Origin of the sequence: Nonlabens sp. Asnod3-A02 (genome assembly GCF_045063755.1) — a bacterium.
Taxonomy (GTDB): Bacteria; Bacteroidota; Bacteroidia; order Flavobacteriales; family Flavobacteriaceae; genus Nonlabens; species Nonlabens xylanidelens.
On the sequence record NZ_JBEFOC010000007.1, the window covers coordinates 572,353 to 591,505 of the forward strand.

Genomic DNA, 19,153 nt, shown 5'->3' on the forward strand with positions numbered 1-19,153 from the left:
AGGTGGGTAACTGCGTTTATTTCAAGTTTAACAGCGTGTGAGAAGTATGTTAAATTTTAGTAAGACGTGCGAGATAGTCATAATGTTCTCCTTTTTGAACGAGATCTGCTTTTAAACCAGCTTTTTGAGCATGTGTTTTAAGAAGTTCAAAATCCATGTATAACCAATCAAATGATGCAGACTCTATTCCTTTATATTCTAAAGAGAAGGTGACTTCTCCATAATATTCTTTGCTAGGGTCTACCCACAGGCCACCATCTTCTTCGTCTTCATAAAGAAATCTCAGGTCAGAACTGTCTATTAGAATCTGTCCGTTTTCATTCAGTAGGTTTTTTAAATTCTCTAGACAGGAAGTAGCACGAGATAGTTTTTCAAAAATGCCAGTACCATTCATAAGTAGAAGAATAGTGTCGTACTTTTCTTTATGTTCCCATATGCTTTCTAGAACTATTTTAGAATCAGGCGATTTTAATCGTTCTTTTAAAACAGTTATAGCTCCAGGACTTTGATCTAATGCGGTAACGGTAAGCCCATTACTCTCTAGGTATAAGGAGTGAGAACCTGCGCCAGCACCTACATCTAGAACAGTACCTGTGGAAAGTAGCAATGCTTTCTTTTCTAGAGCCGGCATTTGATCATAAGATCTAAAAAGATAGGGAAGTGGCATAACGTCATCTTCCATAGTGGTACTTAAAACTGTAATATCTTCACTGTAGTTTCCTTGATGAAAATCTACTAATGCATTACCGTAAAGGTCTGAATCTATATCCACTTTAATATCTTTAAAACAAAATTAAGCTTTAAGAAATGAATAGCCTTTCTTAGTATACTTGAAGTATGAATTAATTAACCTTTGAGCTGGTTTAAAAAGTCGGTACGTTTTGCTCTAGATACTGGTATGCTGGTGTTACCTTCTAAAACTACGTAGCCATCGTTTAAATAACGCTCTACAAAAATCATATTAATGATGTAAGATTTATGCACATGATAGAAATCTTTATGATCTAACAGTTTTTTAAAATGTCCTATACTGTGAGAGCTGAGAATAGGTTTACTATCTATAAAATGAATTTTAGTATAACCGTCTACACCTTCACAATGGGTAATGGTTTTAACTTTTACAAATTCTAGACCTTCAGTAGATGGAATAACAATTTTCTTTTTTTGGAATTTTTGAATACCTAGATTTTCGATTAGAATTTTATTCTTTTCTAGTGCATTCTTATCGGTAATATTACGTGTTGCATTATCGACTGCTTCTACTAGATCTTCATTATCGATAGGTTTCACTAGATAACCTATCGCGCAATGTTTAATCGCATCGAGAGCATATTGATCAAAGGCCGTAGCAAAAATAATTTCAAAATTAGGATTTGAAAATTGCTTTAATACTTCAAAGCCACTCATACCAGGCATAGCTATATCTATAAAAACAAGATCTGGTTTCAACTCGTTTATCGTGTCAAAAGCATCTTGAGGTTTTTCTATAGTAGCCACTATGTCTAATTCTGGACAAAAACGAGCGATTTTATTTTTGAGAATAGCAATGGCCTTAGGCTCGTCATCTATAATTATAGTCTTGATATTCATTCTTCCTCGATGTGTTTAAAAGTGATGTAAACCGCTGTGCCTGATTCTCCTTTATGTATGGAGCGGTCTATGATTTCATAATCTATGGACCATTCTTGACTGTCGTTTAAAATGTCTAGTCGTTCTTTTATGACTTCACTACTGTGTGCTTTGGTATTAGCTTTTTGGTTTTTTTGAATTTCTCTAGATTTTTCACAACCTATACCATCGTCTATGATACTTACTTTGTAACCGTTTTTTTCTGGTAATAGATCAAAGCTCATAATAATATGTCCAGCACCTAGTTTATGAAAAATACCATGATTAACAGCATTCTCTAACATGGGTTGTAAAATCATGGTTGGGATAAAGGTGTTTTCTTTATCTAATTGACTGTCTACCTCTATGCTATAACTTATTTTCTCTTCAAACCTCAATTTCTCGATTTGTAAATACTTAGTTAGAAACGATATCTCTTCTTCAAGAGTGATTAATTTCTTTCTTGAATAATCAAAGAAAAGACGCATGAGTTTAGAGAACTTAGTAAGATAATCTTCAGAGATTTCTACTTCATTGCGTTGTATATAGTATTGAATTGCGTTTAAACTATTATGTACAAAATGTGGATTGAGTTGACTACGCAGCGCATTTAATTCGCTATTATGTTGTCTTTTTTGAGCGGCTAGTTGTTCTTCTAGTTTTTCATTAAGTAATTGATTCTTTCTATTATTAAAGGTGATAAATAAAGAGATAATACCGATGGTAATGACCAGTACAAATATAAAAGCGCCTATAAAGTAGTCATAATTATTCATCTCGAGCAGATTTCAAACTTAAAGCGTATATAAAACAGCCATACATAATCAGGTTAATAAATACTAGTACACCGCTAACTTGCCAGGTTAATCTTTTAAGGTTAGGTAAAAATAGCACTAGTGGCATCGCGTTAATATGAAAGACAAATAAGCCTATGGTAATCCAGAATGGTCTGTGATTTGTGTATTTTTTCACCTTATTGTTAAGCAGCATTTTATTAAAAAAGATAAAAACATTAAGCGTTATGATTAATGCGGCAGCTATAACAATAGCAGGCAACTCGTCAACATAAGATTCTACATAATAAACGCTTATTAAGTAACTAGCTATCATTAAAATAGAGCTTATAATTGCTAGCCATTTTATTCTCAAATAAGAGTAAAACCAGTAAATAGTAAATAGCATCGCAATCAACGTATAAAAATCTAGAACTATAGATGCATTCCTAACAAGAATCCATACATAATAATTACTTATAAGTTCTATAACAATGGTAAAACAAAGAAAAGGGAGAAAAATCGATTCCTTTATTTTACTCAAATAACTCCAGTTTTTAACAGTGACCCATGTAGTAATAAGGATCAACGCATAAATTATGGCTGTAGAAATATAATAATATGTATAGTCATGCTGCATAAAACTATGGGTATATTAAATCCTTAGGAGGCATTCCAGACGTTCCTTTATTAAGACCATCTATTCCCGGGATATTAGTATCTAGAGCTGACTGAGTCGTACTTCTTTGTGAAGTAGGGCCATTAGCATGTCCAGTTCCATAAAAGAATAGCGTAGTAACGGCCTTACCATCTTTAATCGGTTCTTTAGTACCTAAATAGACTCTTATACCTAATTGATCATAATTGTTATCCTTACCATGTTGCTCGATATAAGCAATGTAGTTTTTCAACTCTTCTATGTCAAACCAGACTTCTCTAGTATCTTTATATACCTCACCATTTGCATCGATTAGAGAATCTCTGGATCCATTATAAAGCAATTTCTTGTAATTCTCTTCTAATCGGTTAGCCTCTTTATTAGAGATTTTCCCCTTTGTATTGTTCCATTTCTTAGCTATTTCTTCTGGTGATGGATCGTTATGTTTAGGAGTATCTTTATTCCACTCGCAAGAAGTTAAACTTATAGCGATGGTTAATAAAAGAAAAGATTTAAGGATGTTATTTTTCATGGTAGAGATAGGTTGGTTAGTGGTTAAAATTAACGTTTTAAAACTCTTTAAGTTAATTTTCTTATTTTTTCATTATTTGTTATGAGTTAAAACTTCTCATTTTTACATTAGGTACATGCGTGAACTGACATATATTCCTGTAATTTCTATAAGAGCTTAAATGGATGTTAGCTTTATTTCTCTTCATTATTAATAAAGTATAGTCTTTAAAAAGCCATATGTATTTGTGCATTAAAAACTCGATTAAAAAAGAGAAAAGCCGCAGGATTGCTCGCCACGACTCTTCCCCTAAAATCTATACACTTCCTTACAATGGGCGATACAAATATGTGCTTACATTAAAGTTTATGAAATGGTCAGTACAGCAACGGTGGCTTTGGGTCGATAATCAGTAGTTTTAAAACTATAATTAAACTGTCAGGTTGTCGTATTCTTTTAAATGGTACAAGGCTTGAAATAGGCAAGAGGTAATTAATAATTCCGCTTTCGCGAAAGCGGAACAGATATAAACTTAATAGAACAATAAAATAATATGTCACAAAAAGGAACCATTAACGTAGCGGTGGAAAATATTTTCCCGCTTATTAAAAAGTTTTTATACAGCGATCACGAGATATTCTTAAGAGAATTAGTCTCTAACGCAACTGATGCTACATTAAAATTACAACACCTTGCTAGAATAGGTGAGGCGAGTGTAGAATTAGGTGATCAAAAAATTGAGATTAAGATCGATAAAGAAGCAAAAACGCTTCATATTATAGATCAAGGTCTAGGTATGTCTGAAGATGAGGTACAGAAATATATTAATGAAGTAGCGTTTTCTGGAGCTGAAGAGTTTCTAGAGAAATATAAAGACACTGCAAAGGATAGCGGTATCATAGGTCATTTCGGTCTAGGATTCTATTCTGCCTTTATGGTAGCAGACCAGGTAGAAATTATTACAAAGTCATTTAGAGGTGATGCAGCTGTGCACTGGACTTGTGATGGATCTCCTAATTATACGCTAGAGCCTGCGACTAAAGAAGATTTTGGTACCGAGATTATTCTTCATATATCTGACGACGAGACGGAATTCTTAGAAGAAAGCCGTATTACAGAGCTTCTTAATAAGTACAACAAGTTCATGCCAGTGCCTATCAAATTTGGTATGAGAACAGAAACTCTAGAAAAACCAGAAGGAGCTGCTGAAGATGATGCTGCACCTACTGAAGAAGTAGATAATATCATCAACAACCCTTCTCCAGCATGGACTAAACAGCCTAGCGAGTTAGAAGAAGCAGATTATAAAGGTTTCTATCGTGAGTTGTACCCTACGCAATTTGAAGAGCCTCTTTTTAACATTCACCTTAATGTAGATTATCCTTTTAATCTTACAGGAATTTTATATTTCCCTAAGATGACTCAGGATCTTAATGTACAGAAGGACCGTATACAATTGTATCAAAACCAAGTGTATGTTACAGATAACGTAGAAGGAATTGTACCAGAATTTTTAACCATGTTACGTGGTGTTATAGATTCTCCAGATATTCCATTAAATGTATCTCGTTCTTACTTACAGGCAGATGGTGCTGTGAAGAAAATTTCTAGCTACATTACTCGTAAGGTAGCCGATAAATTAAAGAGTCTTTTCAACGATGACCGTAAAGGTTTTGAAGAAAAGTGGAACGATATCAAAATCGTTATCGAATACGGTATGTTAAGCGAGGAGAAATTCTTTGATAAAGCAGATAAGTTTGCTTTATACCCTACTGTAGATGGTTCTTATTACTTATGGGATGAACTGGTAGAAAAAATTAAAGATGCACAGACCGATAAAGATGGTAAGACAGTAATTCTTTATACTTCAAATAAAGAGACTCAACATTCTTATGTAGCAGCAGCGACAGAAAGAGGTTATGAAGTACTGTTATTAGACTCTCCTATTATCTCGCACCTTATGCAGAAATTAGAAGGATCTAAAGAGAATGTTTCTTTTGTAAGAGTTGATGCTGATCATGTTGATAACCTTATCAAGAAAGATGAAGAACAAATTTCTAAATTATCTGATGAGGAGAAGGAATCTCTTCAAAAAGTAATTACTGATACCATAAAGGATGCAGAATATACGGTACAAGTAGAAGCTATGAGTAGTGATGCAGCACCGTTTATTATCACACAGCCAGAATTTATGAGACGTATGAAAGAAATGCAAGCGTCTGGTGGTGGAGGTATGATGGGCTTTGGTAACATGCCTGACATGCACAACCTAGTGGTTAACGGTAATCACGATTTAGTACAAACTATCTTTAATGAGAAAGATGAAGCTAAAAAAACTGGACTTATTCAACAAGCAGTTGATCTTGCAAAATTATCTCAAGGATTACTTAAAGGTGAGAAATTGACTGAGTTTGTGAATCGCAGCTATGGTCTAATTAAATAAGACTGTAGAACTAATAATTTATTTTATGAAAGAGCATGCTGTAAGGCATGCTCTTTTTTTTTAATTATACATCGTAACTAAGGATAATTTGATGAGGAATTGATAAAAATCGGTTTTAATAATCATAAATCGGCATTACGTTGTAGTCTAATACTTACAATTTGTTAAATTTAAACTAAAATAATCGAGTTTTTCACATTCTGTTTTACGTATTACAAAGAGTATTTGTGTAGTATGTCTAAAACATTGTTTTTTAACATATTAAGCTTAAGTATTGTCATTGCTCGATTTTCAAGCCTCAGATAACAGAAAATACCCATCATAAGTCAAAAAAGGTGTTTGCATAGCATTAAAATCATCGCCTATATTTACCATGTCAGAAGTAAACAGCATCCCTGCAAATGTTTATGACAGTTACAAGGTTATCCCTACGACCGTGTAATAATAAAGTCCCTATAGATTAAAAGAACGTATGTTCAATGAACGATTAAACGCGTAAGGTTTTCTTGTTTCATGCTCAATGAATGTGTATTTATTAATTCTAAATATTTTATTATGAAACGATTAATCTTAAGTGTTGCGGCACTTCTTGCAGGAACTGTAGCGATAGCACAGACGCCGCAAACAATTACTAATCCAGGACAGCAAGCAGTACCAACATCTGCAGCGACTGTAGGAGGTAACTATTCTAATGTAGACCAGAAAGGAACTGGTAGTGATGCTTTAGTATCTCAACAAGGTACAGCAAATGGTTCTTACATCTCACAGACAGGTACAAATGCAATTAACCGTAACACGGCTACCGTATTACAATGGGGTAATGTACAACCTAGTATAAGTGGTCACCTTAACTATTCTGATATTGCACAGTCTGGTGAAGGAAACGCTTATACAGTAACTCAACAAGGAGATTTGAATGAAAACTATGGTGTCCAAGTAGGGTTGGATAACACAGCGTTAGTTCAACAAGGTGCAGATACACCACAACAGGCAGAAAGTAACCTAGCACTTGTAGATCAAGACGGTAAGGATAACTATGCTGAGGTACAACAACGTTGGGATAATAATGAAGCTTCTATACTTCAAAGAAATGACCAAGTGGCTGGCGTAGGTAACAGATCTTACCAGTCTCAAGGGGCAAATCCTAACCAAAGTGCAGGACATGTTGCTATAGGTGAGCAATATGGTGATGACAATGAGTTGGTACAAATTCAAGATGGTGCTTCTAGTGGTCCTACTGGATTAGGTAACTATGCACAGTCTAACCAAGGAGATGCTGTTACAGGAGCAACAGGTGCTTTTGCTCAACAAATTCAAGAAGGTGAATTAAACGAAGCTTATTCTTCTCAAAAACTAGTAGGTGATACTGCTTTTCAAGAGCAACTAGGAAATGGAAACATGGCTGTTAATGAGCAAAACTTAGGTGGTTCTCTAAACGGTGGTGATAACTATGTAGATCAATACCAAGCTGGTAATGGGAATGAGGCTAGATCATTACAAAACGGTAATGATAACCAAGCATTTCAAGAGCAGTATCAAGATGATAACTACTCTAAAATAACTCAAGGAAATGGACAGGTTGTAGGTAACATAGCTACATCTATTCAAAACGGTTTTGACAACTCTTCTTTAATCAACCAAAGAGCAAATGGAAACATGTCTATGGTAGATCAAACTGGTAATGGTCAAGTAAGTGTTGTGAATCAAAATACTCCATTAAGTGGTTCTCCAGCAGCAACTTCTGGAAGTAACACAGCTACTATTATTCAAAGAAATGCAAATGTTTCTTTAAATGCTCAGCTTCAAAAAGCAGCAGCAACTAAAGTTCATAACTTCTAAACAGAAGCAACCTTATCCAACATCTAATTATTTAGATGTTGGATTTTTTACATATCAACTCAATCTAAATATTTATTATGAAACGAATTATCTTAAGTGTAGCAGCACTTCTTGCTGGTACTGTAGCAATAGCACAGACTCCACAAACAATAGCGAGTCCTGCACAACAAACAGTTCCTACTGCAGCAGCGACTGTAGGTGGTAACTATTCTAATGTAGATCAAAAAGGAACTGGTAGTGATGCTCTTGTATCTCAACAAGGTACTGCAAACGGTTCTTTTATCTCACAAACCGGTACAAACGCAACTAACCGTAACACGGCTACCGTATTACAATGGGGTAATGTACAGCCTAGTATAAGTGGGCACCTTAATTATTCTGAGATTGCTCAGTCAGGTGAAGGAAATGCTTACACAGTAACTCAACAGGGTGATTTGAACGAAAACTTTGGTATCCAAGTAGGGTTGGATAACACAGCGTTAGTTCAACAAGGTGCAGATACACCACAACAAGCAGAAAGTAACCTTGCTCTTGTAGATCAAGATGGTAAGGAAAACTATGCTGAGGTACAACAACGTTGGGATAATAATGAAGCTTCTATACTTCAAAGAAATGACCAAGCAGCTGGTGTAGGTAACAGATCTTACCAGTCTCAAGGAGCAAATCCTAATCAAAGTGCAGGACATGTTGCTATAGGTGAGCAATATGGTGATAACAATGAATTGATACAGATTCAAGATGGTGGTTCAGGTAGTCTAGGTTTAGGAAACTATGCAGAATCTGATCAAGGTGATGCATCTGTTCAAGCTACTGACGCATTTACACAACAAGTTCAAGAAGGTGACTTAAACGAAGCGTACTCTTCTCAAAGATTAGTAGGTGATTCTGCTTTTCAAGAGCAAGTAGGAACTGGAAACATTGCTGTAAATGAGCAAAACCTTATAGGTCTTACAACTGGAGGAAATAACTCTCTAGAGCAGTATCAAGCTGGTAATAATAACGAAGCTAGATCTACACAAGCTGGAAATGACAACCAAGCTTTTCAAGAGCAGTATCAAGATGATAACTACTCTAGTATTTTTCAAGCAAATGGACAGGTTGCAGGTAACATAGCAACTTCTATCCAGAATGGTTTTGATAACTCTTCTGTAATCAATCAAAGAGCTAATGGAAACATGGCTGTTGTAGACCAGACTGGAAATGGACAAGTAAGTGTTGTGAATCAAAACAACCCTTTAAGTGGATCACCAGCAGCAACTTCAGGTAGCAATAGCGCTGTAGTAATTCAAAGAAATGCAAACGTAGCATTAACTGCTCAAATGAAAAGAGCGGCTGCTACTGCAGCACACAGTTTCTAAAATAATTTTTAACAAGATAATCGCGAGTTACTTACTCGCGGTTATTCTTGTTTTTTAAATCTGATAATATGAAAAATGTAGTTTTATTATTTGTATTGGTTTCTTTTTGTGGCTTTGCTCAAAATTATGTAGACGATAAAGAGGTAATATCTGACGTTTCATTTAAGACTAATAACTCACAATTAAATTATGCTGCAAACCAGCAAATACAACAAACTCCCGTTTTAAAAAACTCCGTTTTTATTGCGCAAGTGGGACTTAATAATACTGCAATTTCTCAAATAGCCTCTGATAATGCAGAGGTTACAATAGTACAAGATGGAAACTTTAATATTTCTAATCTTAAAATAAATGCTTTAAGGGTTAGAGAGCAGGTGCAACAAATAGGAAATAGCAATTTGTTTTTAGACTATAGTTTACACGGTGCTCAAAACCATGAAGTACAATTAAATCAAAATGGAAACTATAATACAGCTATAAGTGTAGGTACCAACGGTATATCTGAGAGATTAAAGATTAATCAAACCGGTACAGGAGCTGCTGTTTATGTACTTCATTACTAAAACATGAAAGGGTTTTTCACAATAGTCATATTACTAGTTGCAAGCACTTGCTATGCGCAGCAATCCTTATACAATCGTGAAGTAAAGGCAGATATTCAAATGGAAGAAAAATCAGAGTTTTTAACCATTAAAGGAGTTGCTGAAAATTTAACAGGACTCGACACAGGGTTGAGGTATGAGTTATCAGTTATTAAAAAAGATTCTTTAAATAATATATCAAAAAATAAACAAGAAGGAAGTGGTGTCCTAAATGCAAAAAACAAAGTAGTTCTAGCAACTACCAGTGTTAATTTAAACATACCAGAAACCTTAACCATAATGCTACTTATTTATAATTATGATAATAAGTTGATAGGGAAATCTATAGAGAGAATAGCGCCTTACACACGTCAGTTAAATAAACCAGTAGTAGATACCTATGACGGTATAGTTTTTTTGGGAATAGTTGAAAATAAAACACGTACCAGTCCGGGACGTAAATTTTATGACTATTTCTATGGTAGGTATAATTATTACCAGTTAAAAGGTAATCAAACAGTGAAAATAAAAGAAGTCTTTGGACAGGGCAGAAGCTCTAGAATAGAGATTTACTTAGGATATAAATTGGTTTTTCAATTCTTTTTAAACCCTAAAAAAGAATATATAAAAGCAATGGGAGATCAAGCGATCAGTATTGTGTATCAAGAATTACAGAAATTAAAAAGTGCTCAACAATAAACTAAAACTTAAATCATGCTCAAAAAATTAACAACATCGCTCGTTTTGTTATTTTCAATTTGTTTTATGGCAAATGATCTTAATGCTCAACAATTTGTCTATAAACCTATTAATCCAGCTTTTGGTGGAGATACATTCAATTATCAGTGGCTTGTACAAAGTGCTGAATTACAAAATAAATTTACGGATCCAGCAGAAGCTCAATCTGCAAACGATACATCTACATTAGATAGTTTTGCCGCAGGTATAAATAGTCAGATACTTAGTCAGCTTTCTAGATCGCTGTTAGATTTACAATTTGATACATCGACAGGATTATCACCAGGAGTATTTTCTTTTGGTAGTCTAGAGGTAGAAATTCTTGAATCCTTAGAAGGACTGGTAGTAAATATACTCGATACTACGACAGGAGATCAAACCCAGGTAATAGTACCTAACCAGTAGGGTTTACTCAAATATTTTATTTATGAAAATCCGATTAAAACAAATCGGGCTGTTGTTGTGTGTCGCATTATTTACTAGTTGCGGTGCTTATTTCAACCAGCCATTTGATACTCAAGAAGCTCGTATAGGTGAGATAACTGAAGCTACTACTAGATTAAAAGAATTGCCAGAACCTGCTGCTAAGGCTGTGGTAGGTGTGTATAAATTTGAAGATCAAACAGGACAGTATAAACTCAGTGAAGTAGGAAGTAGTTTTAGCAATGCAGTTACACAAGGAGGAACTACTATTTTAATAAAAGCGCTCGAAGATTCTAAATGGTTTAGAACCATAGAGAGAGAAAATATAGGTAATTTAATAAATGAACGTGGTATAATTTTAAACACACGCAAAGATTATGCTGCAAAAACTAAAACCCCTATAGAAGATTTGCCTCCATTGCTTTATGCAGGTATATTGATAGAAGGTGGAATTGTTTCTTATGACACAAATGTATTAACCGGTGGTGTAGGTGCTAGATATTTTGGTGCAGGAGGTTCTACAGAGTACCGTCAGGATAGAGTAACTATTTATTTACGTGCTGTCTCTACACAGTCTGGCGAGATTATGAAAACTGTTTATGTGTCAAAATCTATATACTCGCAAGCAGTAGATGCTAACCTTTTTAGATATGTAAGTTTTCAAAGATTACTAGAGGCAGAAACCGGTTTTACTAGAAATGAACCAGGACAACTAGCGATTAAAGAAGCTATAGAAAAAGCGGTAGAATCTCTTATAATAGAGGGTATTACGGTACAATTGTGGTTTCCTAAAGGCGGTATGCCTGTCGCTCAAAAAATGGTGTCGGATTATTATAAAGAAAAAGAAATAGCCGAAAGAACTGATGTCTACCAACGTGAATTTTTAGAAAGAAGAAGTAAATGGCGCGCAGACCTAAGCGCAGGAAGTACTTACATAAAAGGAGACTTGCCAGACGCTAGTTATGAATACTCCATTTCTGGAGGTCTTAAATATAACCTCACACCTAATATAGGTGTACGTGGTGTATTGAGTAAATACAGATTAAAAAATACCGACTTATTAAATAGAGAGTTTGCATCTTCAGATTTAAATCTCGAGTTAACCGTTTTACCTTATCAAGAGTTCTCTCCATATGCCTATATAGGTAGCGGTCTCAATTTTGCTAACAATTTTGATAAGACAGATCTTAAGGTACAGGCAGGTATAGGTTTTGAATATGCGTTCTCGCCCAGCTTTGGATTGACAGTTTTTGGTGAATACAATAACGTTTTTGCTGACGATCTTGATAACCTAGTCTCCGGTAAATTAGATGATCAATACTATCGCTTTGGATTGGGTTTAAACGTGTACTTAGGTAATAACAAAGCCAAAGAAAGCAACATAGAACGTCAAAAACGTAAAGCAAGAAGAGTACAAAAACGCAAGGAAAAAAAGGCTCTCAAAGAAAGTTTAAAACAAGATGTTGAGGGAGATTCGCTTTCGCGAAAGCGAAACACACAACAAACTCCTTTAATTAATCAAGAAAATAATTAGATGATGAAAGGATTTTTAATATTGCTAGTGTCTCTACTACTTATAACTGGTTGTAGTGAAGATTTAATAGACATAAACGGTACCGGTGTGATACGTGGAAAAGTGGTAGAAGAAACTACTTTTTTACCTCTTGAAAATGTAAAAATATCTACAAATCCTAACACCAGCTCAGTCTTCACTGATGTTAATGGAGATTTTGAGATAGAAGTAGAGGCAGGTCAATATGCGGTCCAAGCAGAAAAAGATGAATATATCACAGCATTTGAGTCGGCAACAGTTGAGGTAGATGGAGAGGTAGAACTGGTTTATGAATTGAGAACACAGACTGCAAATAATCGCGCACCTAACGCGCCGGTATTAGAAGTTCCTGTAGATAATGCGGTGGATCTATCGTTCAATTTAACTCTAGAATGGACAGGTACAGATGTTGATGATGATGAGCTTACTTATAAGGTAACTCTTAGAAATACAGGCGATAATACGGTTGAGGTTTTTGAAGATATTACGGACGCCAGTCTTGATGTTACTGTAGATTATGGTACAACTTATTTCTGGCAGGTAACAGCAAATGATGGTATCAACGAAGATGTAAACAGCGAATTGTTCACGTTTTCTACAGCAAATTTTCCTGTAAATAGATTTCTATTTGTAAAGAAAATAAACGGTAATAATGTGATTTATAGTGGTGACGAAGATAGTGTTGAGGTCGCAATTACATCGGTTAATTCTAATAGTTGGAGACCTAGAGTTAGTCGTGTAGCTAATAAAATAGCATTCTTACGTAGTGTAGGAGCGTTAGCTCAAGTTTTTGTCATGGACCCAGATGGTAATAATGTAAGACAGGTATCTACTCAAGTACCTGTGGCAGGATTTAATCTAGAAGAAATAGATATTTCATGGTCGTCTGACGGTGCAAAAATTTATTACCCTTCACAAGACAAATTATATAGTGTGAATCTAGACGGTACAGGTACTACTATGGTATATCAAAGTACTGGTAATCTAGTAACAGAGGTAGACGTAAACGGATCTTTAATAGCTGTAAAAACTAATGATTTGGGTGGTTATAATTGCGAGATATTATTGATAGACACCGCAGGAGCATTAGTAAGTACAGTACTTACTGGTGTGAATGGAGCTGTAGGTGGGCTAGATTTAAGTGCAGATAATTCTAAGTTACTTTATACTAGAGATATTACTGGTTTTGAGAATATCGGTTATAGACAGCTGAATACACAGGCATTTATATATAACCTAAATTCCATGTTAGAGTTGAGCGTTAGTTTTAATAAAGATCCTGGAACTAATGATTTGGACGCTAGATTCTCACCTACCGAGTCTAAAATAATAGTTTATAATCAAGATAATGATGGTATTACACAAGGGACGTTGCAAGTCTTAGAGATAGATACTATAGATACTAGAGAAGATATTTTTACTAATGGATTAATGCCAGATTGGGAATAGTCGACATCTATTTATCATCATGTTTGCGTAAATGTGATTTATGAAAGGAATATCTGAGCAATATTCCATTTCATGGATAGATGAGATTGATACTTACGCAGCTTCAATGTACTGCGGCTATTCCTTTATGGTATTCAATTGAAAGAATGTTATAAAAACAATGCCTGGAAAAAGTATAGGGACTTCGTTCCAGGCATCTTTCAATTCTAAATATCTATTAAAAACGTATGTTTTTTTTAGACAGGACAAATGTAATATATGTATGTGGTATGAGCATAAATATGTTAAAAAGAAGTGTTTTTTCTTTGAATAACAGTATTTCATCGATAAAGAACCTAAAATTAAAGATCCTTATTTTGTTAAAATTACCCATTAGTAATTATTAATAGAAATTAGTATGGGGTAATTTCTATAAATAATGTGTTTGCTTATAAAAAACAGGGCTTTATTTTCTTAATGCATTATCTGTCTATTTATTATTTAGATAAGATCAATTAGTAGATAAATCCACACTCTCAAAAGCACCAGCATCTGGAGACGCGGCCCTTGTGTTACCTTCTATATCTAGAGTAGTGGTAGTGGTAGGATTTGCAATACCATTTGCGCCACTAGTATTATCGATGCGTAGTTTAAACGCATCTTCATCCTCAAACAAAGGGTCTTCATTGAATACACAGTTCTCGTATAGACTAGAATTAGTGATGTCATAAGAAGGAAAACCATCAAAACTGTTTGAGAAATCATTAAACCGTATTAAAGAATTTTCAAATTTAAAGTTGAATGACGAGAGTTGATCATCTAGTAATGCATACTCAATATTGCGATCTCCATAAATAATACAGTTGGTAAAATTAGCTTCTAGCAAGTCTGCTGATAGATCTGAGTTTGGGAAAATGTTAGTTAGGAATAGAGTAGGGTCTTGTCTAAAACTGTTATTCCAGTAATTAGAAATCGTACAATTATTAAAGTTATACGCTCCACCTAGTCTAGCAATTACAGTAGACTGTCCCGAATTATGAAATATAGAATTACTAGCCTCTATCGATGCTGTGGTAGCTAACAATGCTGTATTAGAACTATTTAATATTTTAGAATTATTTATTTTTAAAGTAGCGCCGTTAGAAGTAGTGTTAGAGCTATCCATAATAATACCGACGCTGGCATTTTTAATGGTAGCATAATTAATTTCATGATCTTTACTACCAGCAGTAAGCCAGATAGCAAACCACTGTCCAGCTACATCTTCATAAAGAGGTTCTAATCTATCTCCTTCAAAAATCACTTCGTTTTCGAGATCTTCTGTCGTGGATAAAGCTCCATTTACTTTTAAAGTTCCCTCGTTTGCCACGATAATACCACTGCCAGCATGAAAGTGTATTCTCGCTCCAGCATCTATGGTGAGTGTCTTGTTAGATGGCACGGCTGCAAAACCATATATAACATAAGGCTTTTCATTGGTAAAATTAAGTTGATCATCGTCTAACGAAAAACCAGAAATGCGTATTTCATTACCATCGGTGTCTGTATCTAACAATAAAGTCTCTTCTACACCTTGAGCATCGCGCTCTGGAAAAAGAAAAACAGCATCTTTTATTAAAGTCACTAATTCTACTTTTTGAAGATTACCACCAGCATCAAATTCTATAGTATCTTCATAAAGAAATTCAGTGTCAGATGTAAAGTCCATGATGTCTACTGTGGTTTCTACAAAAACAAACATAGAATCTTTTGCAAGTAATTCTACATTTTCAAATACCTGTCCAGGTACTCCATCTACAGACAGTCTGTAATTAGAGTTAGTACCTTGGTTAAGAGCAACTCTAGGGATGACAATGTCATCACTACTGCGATTGTATACTTTAAAAGTTCTCGTGCTAGAACCTATATTAGAAAAAACAGTATCTAAATATATGGTGTCTTGAGAGAATTCTAAATTTCCTGTACTGGCAGTAAATTCAAAATCATTTCTACAAGAAGAAATGCTAACTAGAGTTATGATACTAATAAGGACAGTAATTATATATTTCATGTTGTTTCAAATAGGTCTCTCATTTCCTGAGAGATTTTAATAGGTCTACCGTTTTTATCAATCGCGCACCAGTCAGATGTTGTTTTAACTAGCAAGTCCATTGTGGTCTCGTTATATATTTCAATGTAACGCTCATAACGTACGTTTGTTGCTCTACCGACTTGGGTTTTAATTAAGATTTTATCACCTAAAACAGCCGCTTTTTTATACTCTATACAGTGTTTTAACATTACCCAGCCAAAAGTGTCTAACATCTCTGGTGTAGCAACCGTAGTCCAGTGCTCCGTAGCGATGTCATTTGCCCATTGTACATAAACCACATTATTCACATGGTCTAGGTCATCTATTTCTTCTTCAGTAGCAATACGTCTTTTCTCAAAAACAGGTAGATCAGCTTGAATCATTACTTTACTATTTCGATTTCAAACATTTTAGGCCATCTTTTACCGGTAATGAAAAGCTTGTCATTAACTTTATCATATGCGATACCGTTAAGCACATTATCAGATTCAGAGTAGTTAGGGATTTCTTTAGTAATACTATTTAGGTTAATCGCACTTTCTACCACACCGTTTTTAGGATTGATAATCATGATTAAATTAGTAGTATAAACGTTTGCATAGATTTTACCATCTATCCATTCTAATTCATTGATTTTAGAAACTACACCATCGGCACTTACTACTTCTATGTAACCTAATTCTTCATAAGTATTAGGGTCTATCTTCCATATTTTTGAAGTACCATCACTTTTATATAAATAAGTACCGTCATTAGTAAGTCCCCAACCTTCCATACTGCGGTTGTATTTAAACTCATCGACTTTATTTAAGTCCATATCATAAACATAACCTATTTTACTTTGCCATGTTAGTTGATACACCTTATTATTAAGTATAGTCATTCCTTCAGCAAACTGACTAGCAGGCAAATCTACTTTTTTTGTAACCTCACCAGTTTCTACATTTGTGATTCTTATATCACTTTCTTTAAATTGACCTGTACTTTCATAAAGGGCGTTTCCATAAAACTCTAGTCCTTGAGTATAGGCATCGGTTTGATGCACATAAGTATTAAGAATATTGTACTTGTAGATTTTTGCTTTTGTTGCAGGTATTCTTTTTATTTTGGTAGCTACAGTAGTATTCATACCGTCCTTATATATGGTAGCTTTAAAAGTAAGATTACCATAAGGTTGATTTTTTAGCTTTCGCGAAAGCGAGTTTCCACCAGCACCATCGATAATGGCATCATTTTGACTCCATATAATACTATCTGCACCGACAGATGCGTCATCAATCAGCGATAATTGGACCGTATCGTCCTCATTCCACTTTAATTTTGAATTAGAAACCTCTAATTTATAATTTTCTTTAAAAGTTTCTATGTCTGTTTTACAGCTTGATAATGAGATCACTGCTACGATTAGTAAAACCGAATTTTTCAATTTCATAATATTTTTTTATCAAGTCGAAAGATAGTTATAAAAAAGCATGAGAAAAACCTTTGTGTAAGTAAAACTAGACTGTATATTTGCAGCGGGCAAGTCCTACACAACCAGCTCCTGCTGAACTCCTCCAGGGCGGGAACGCAGCAAAGGTAAGTGGTCGTAGCGGTGTGATGTAGGTAGCTTGCCTTTTTTTCTTTCTCCTTTTAGTGATTCCTTCACATTAGTTTTTAAAATATTTTATGAAAAGAGTAGTATTGGTTACCGGCGGTTCTTCTGGTATAGGCAAAGCCATTGCATTATTTCTTCAAGATAAAAATTATACCGTTTACGGTACGAGTAGAAACCCAGATCGTTATCCAGACAGTCCTATAGAGTTACTAGCTCTAGACGTGCAAGACCAAAACTCTATTAATAAAGCAGTTGATATTCTTATAGAAAAAGAAGGGCAGCTAGATGTACTTATTAATAATGCAGGTGTAGGTATTACAGGTCCTATGGAAGAAACTCCTATAGACGAAGTTAAAAATGCTATGGATACTAATTTTTATGGTCCATTAAGAGTTTTACAAGCTGTATTACCGGTAATGAGAAAACAAAAATCTGGACGCGTCATTAATATAACCAGCATCGCAGGTTACATGGGTTTACCTTATCGAGGTATTTATAGCGCTAGTAAAGGAGCGCTAGAAATAGCGACCGAAGCATATCGTATGGAATGCGCACACCTTAATATTCATTTTAGTAATGTAGCGCCTGGTGATTTTGCAACTAATATTGCAGCTGGTAGATTTCATGCTCCAGTTATAGCAGGAAGCGATTATGAATCTGGCTACGCACATACCTTAAAGTTAATCGATGAGCACGTAGATGATGGTCAGGACCCTAAAGAAGTGGCCTCAAAAATCTATGAGATTCTACAAAACCCTAATCCAGGTATTCATTATAAAGTAGGTAGTTTTTTACAGAAATTTTCTATTGTTCTAAAAAAGATTCTTCCTGAAAAGACCTACGAAAACATGCTTAAAAAACATTATGGACTTTAAAGTAAGTAATTTTTTTCCGCCAGTAACAAGGCTTTTAGGTGTTCTTATTTTTGTTATTGGAATAATAGGTATTGTAACTAACGGTATTCAAGTATTTTTTATACCATTAATAGGATTTGCAATTGTGTTTTCTACAAAAGGAGTTTCTATAGACGTGGCTCATAAAAAATTAAAAGAATACAATAGTTTCTTTTTTATAAAATTTGGAAAATGGCAATCTTTAGACCAGTTTCCTCATATTACTGTTCTTGAAATTACCGAAAAAACCAGTTTAGGAAGTCATACTACGTTAGTAAACTCATCTTCTCGAGAAATGGTTTATCGCATCACGCTATTAAGTAAAGATCATTATCAAAAATTGTTGATCAAACAATTAAAAGATAAGGATATAGCTCACAAAGAAACAGAGAAACTTGCCGATTTAATAGGCTTTGAAAAGGTGATTTACAGCCCTGGAGCTTATTAGAAAATTATATTAAATTGTAAATTCGCTTTCGCGAAAGCGGAACTTGCATCATTGATCTTTCTTTATAGGTTCTATTAATTGCTGACGAATAGCACTTTAGAATCTTTTATCTATAACAGTACTTAGTTTTTATTTCTTATCAGGAGAAGGTAAGTATGGTGAAGCAAAAATATCATCTATAACTATGAATGAAGACTACTGTTTAAAGAATAATAGTAATTTTTCATGCCGT

General features: G+C 34.5%; 18 protein-coding genes and 1 other RNA gene. 11 read left to right on the forward strand and 8 right to left on the reverse strand.

Going from position 1 to position 19,153, the window contains the following annotated elements:
* Positions 1-49: 49 nt before the first annotated feature.
* From ACJJVN_RS05950 to ACJJVN_RS05970, 5 genes are all read right to left on the reverse strand, one after another.
* Entirely contained in the window at positions 50-772 is a 723-nt protein-coding gene (locus ACJJVN_RS05950; RefSeq protein WP_405377455.1) for a class I SAM-dependent methyltransferase, read from the reverse strand.
* 74 nt (positions 773-846) lie between these two features.
* Positions 847-1,590, reverse strand: a complete 744-nt coding sequence (locus ACJJVN_RS05955; RefSeq protein ID WP_405369369.1) for a LytR/AlgR family response regulator transcription factor — start codon at positions 1,588-1,590, stop codon at positions 847-849.
* The gene (locus ACJJVN_RS05960) at positions 1,587-2,384 is read right to left on the reverse strand and encodes a sensor histidine kinase (RefSeq protein WP_405377456.1); all 798 of its coding nucleotides are present in this window, start codon (positions 2,382-2,384) and stop codon (positions 1,587-1,589) included. Before ACJJVN_RS05960 ends, ACJJVN_RS05955 begins: the two co-directional genes overlap by 4 nt.
* Positions 2,377-3,021, reverse strand: a complete 645-nt coding sequence (locus ACJJVN_RS05965) for a hypothetical protein (RefSeq protein WP_405377457.1) — start codon at positions 3,019-3,021, stop codon at positions 2,377-2,379. The genes ACJJVN_RS05960 and ACJJVN_RS05965 overlap by 8 nt, the downstream gene beginning before the upstream one ends.
* A gap of 4 nt (positions 3,022-3,025) precedes the next feature.
* Positions 3,026-3,571, reverse strand: coding sequence for a hypothetical protein (locus ACJJVN_RS05970; protein ID WP_405377458.1), 546 nt, complete (start codon positions 3,569-3,571; stop codon positions 3,026-3,028).
* A gap of 532 nt (positions 3,572-4,103) precedes the next feature.
* Here ACJJVN_RS05970 and htpG point away from each other — a divergent pair.
* The 8 genes from htpG to ACJJVN_RS06010 all read left to right on the forward strand — a co-directional run bounded on the left by htpG (position 4,104) and on the right by ACJJVN_RS06010 (position 13,933).
* On the forward strand, positions 4,104-5,993 hold the full coding sequence (gene htpG / locus ACJJVN_RS05975; protein WP_405377459.1) for a molecular chaperone HtpG: 1,890 nt from the start codon (positions 4,104-4,106) through the stop codon (positions 5,991-5,993).
* A 555-nt stretch (positions 5,994-6,548) separates the two neighbouring features.
* A complete protein-coding gene (locus ACJJVN_RS05980; protein WP_405369364.1) occupies positions 6,549-7,832 on the forward strand; it encodes a hypothetical protein in 1,284 nt (427 codons plus the stop codon).
* 77 nt (positions 7,833-7,909) lie between these two features.
* Positions 7,910-9,190, forward strand: a complete 1,281-nt coding sequence (locus ACJJVN_RS05985; RefSeq protein ID WP_405369363.1) for a hypothetical protein — start codon at positions 7,910-7,912, stop codon at positions 9,188-9,190.
* 68 nt (positions 9,191-9,258) lie between these two features.
* Positions 9,259-9,753, forward strand: a complete 495-nt coding sequence (locus tag ACJJVN_RS05990) for a hypothetical protein (protein ID WP_104515269.1) — start codon at positions 9,259-9,261, stop codon at positions 9,751-9,753.
* A 3-nt stretch (positions 9,754-9,756) separates the two neighbouring features.
* Positions 9,757-10,470, forward strand: a complete 714-nt coding sequence (locus tag ACJJVN_RS05995) for a CsgE family curli-type amyloid fiber assembly protein (protein ID WP_104515268.1) — start codon at positions 9,757-9,759, stop codon at positions 10,468-10,470.
* A gap of 15 nt (positions 10,471-10,485) precedes the next feature.
* Entirely contained in the window at positions 10,486-10,914 is a 429-nt protein-coding gene (locus tag ACJJVN_RS06000) for a curli production assembly/transport component CsgF (protein ID WP_104515267.1), read from the forward strand.
* Between the two features lie 22 nt (positions 10,915-10,936).
* Positions 10,937-12,466, forward strand: a complete 1,530-nt coding sequence (locus tag ACJJVN_RS06005) for a CsgG/HfaB family protein (RefSeq protein ID WP_405369362.1) — start codon at positions 10,937-10,939, stop codon at positions 12,464-12,466.
* A gap of 3 nt (positions 12,467-12,469) precedes the next feature.
* Positions 12,470-13,933 carry a hypothetical protein gene (locus tag ACJJVN_RS06010; RefSeq protein WP_405377460.1) on the forward strand — a complete coding sequence of 488 codons (1,464 nt, stop codon included), beginning with the start codon at positions 12,470-12,472 and terminating at the stop codon, positions 13,931-13,933.
* 490 nt (positions 13,934-14,423) lie between these two features.
* On the opposite strand, the gene ACJJVN_RS06015 is transcribed toward ACJJVN_RS06010, so the two are convergent.
* From ACJJVN_RS06015 to ACJJVN_RS06025, 3 genes are read right to left on the reverse strand one after another with little or no spacing between them, the layout of a single operon-like run.
* A complete protein-coding gene (locus ACJJVN_RS06015) occupies positions 14,424-15,962 on the reverse strand; it encodes a hypothetical protein (protein ID WP_405377461.1) in 1,539 nt (512 codons plus the stop codon).
* Positions 15,959-16,366, reverse strand: a complete 408-nt coding sequence (locus tag ACJJVN_RS06020) for a thioesterase family protein (RefSeq protein WP_104515263.1) — start codon at positions 16,364-16,366, stop codon at positions 15,959-15,961. Before ACJJVN_RS06020 ends, ACJJVN_RS06015 begins: the two co-directional genes overlap by 4 nt.
* Positions 16,366-17,415: a glutaminyl-peptide cyclotransferase gene (locus tag ACJJVN_RS06025; RefSeq protein ID WP_405369360.1), complete on the reverse strand. Its 1,050-nt coding sequence runs from the start codon at positions 17,413-17,415 to the stop codon at positions 16,366-16,368. Before ACJJVN_RS06025 ends, ACJJVN_RS06020 begins: the two co-directional genes overlap by 1 nt.
* 87 nt (positions 17,416-17,502) lie before the next feature.
* On the opposite strand from ACJJVN_RS06025, the gene ffs reads away from it, so the two are divergent.
* From ffs to ACJJVN_RS06040, 3 genes are all read left to right on the forward strand, one after another.
* Positions 17,503-17,602, forward strand: an RNA gene (gene ffs, locus ACJJVN_RS06030) — signal recognition particle sRNA small type.
* Positions 17,603-17,651: 49 nt separating this feature from the next.
* Complete coding sequence (locus ACJJVN_RS06035) at positions 17,652-18,455, forward strand: SDR family oxidoreductase (RefSeq protein ID WP_405369359.1); 804 nt, start codon at positions 17,652-17,654, stop codon at positions 18,453-18,455.
* Positions 18,445-18,921, forward strand: coding sequence for a hypothetical protein (locus ACJJVN_RS06040; RefSeq protein ID WP_405369358.1), 477 nt, complete (start codon positions 18,445-18,447; stop codon positions 18,919-18,921). The genes ACJJVN_RS06035 and ACJJVN_RS06040 overlap by 11 nt, the downstream gene beginning before the upstream one ends.
* Positions 18,922-19,153 lie beyond the last annotated feature (232 nt).

Coding starts and splice junctions, on each gene's coding strand:
- ACJJVN_RS05955 (WP_405369369.1), bottom strand. CDS start 1,590: ATGAATATCAAGACTATAATTATAGATGACGAGCCTAAGGCCATTGCT.
- ACJJVN_RS05960 (WP_405377456.1), bottom strand. CDS start 2,384: ATGAATAATTATGACTACTTTATAGGCGCTTTTATATTTGTACTGGTC.
- ACJJVN_RS05965 (WP_405377457.1), bottom strand. CDS start 3,021: ATGCAGCATGACTATACATATTATTATATTTCTACAGCCATAATTTAT.
- ACJJVN_RS05970 (WP_405377458.1), bottom strand. CDS start 3,571: ATGAAAAATAACATCCTTAAATCTTTTCTTTTATTAACCATCGCTATA.
- htpG (WP_405377459.1), top strand. CDS start 4,104: ATGTCACAAAAAGGAACCATTAACGTAGCGGTGGAAAATATTTTCCCG.
- ACJJVN_RS05980 (WP_405369364.1), top strand. CDS start 6,549: ATGAAACGATTAATCTTAAGTGTTGCGGCACTTCTTGCAGGAACTGTA.
- ACJJVN_RS05985 (WP_405369363.1), top strand. CDS start 7,910: ATGAAACGAATTATCTTAAGTGTAGCAGCACTTCTTGCTGGTACTGTA.
- ACJJVN_RS05990 (WP_104515269.1), top strand. CDS start 9,259: ATGAAAAATGTAGTTTTATTATTTGTATTGGTTTCTTTTTGTGGCTTT.
- ACJJVN_RS05995 (WP_104515268.1), top strand. CDS start 9,757: ATGAAAGGGTTTTTCACAATAGTCATATTACTAGTTGCAAGCACTTGC.
- ACJJVN_RS06000 (WP_104515267.1), top strand. CDS start 10,486: ATGCTCAAAAAATTAACAACATCGCTCGTTTTGTTATTTTCAATTTGT.
- ACJJVN_RS06005 (WP_405369362.1), top strand. CDS start 10,937: ATGAAAATCCGATTAAAACAAATCGGGCTGTTGTTGTGTGTCGCATTA.
- ACJJVN_RS06010 (WP_405377460.1), top strand. CDS start 12,470: ATGAAAGGATTTTTAATATTGCTAGTGTCTCTACTACTTATAACTGGT.
- ACJJVN_RS06015 (WP_405377461.1), bottom strand. CDS start 15,962: ATGAAATATATAATTACTGTCCTTATTAGTATCATAACTCTAGTTAGC.
- ACJJVN_RS06020 (WP_104515263.1), bottom strand. CDS start 16,366: ATGATTCAAGCTGATCTACCTGTTTTTGAGAAAAGACGTATTGCTACT.
- ACJJVN_RS06025 (WP_405369360.1), bottom strand. CDS start 17,415: ATGAAATTGAAAAATTCGGTTTTACTAATCGTAGCAGTGATCTCATTA.
- ACJJVN_RS06035 (WP_405369359.1), top strand. CDS start 17,652: ATGAAAAGAGTAGTATTGGTTACCGGCGGTTCTTCTGGTATAGGCAAA.
- ACJJVN_RS06040 (WP_405369358.1), top strand. CDS start 18,445: ATGGACTTTAAAGTAAGTAATTTTTTTCCGCCAGTAACAAGGCTTTTA.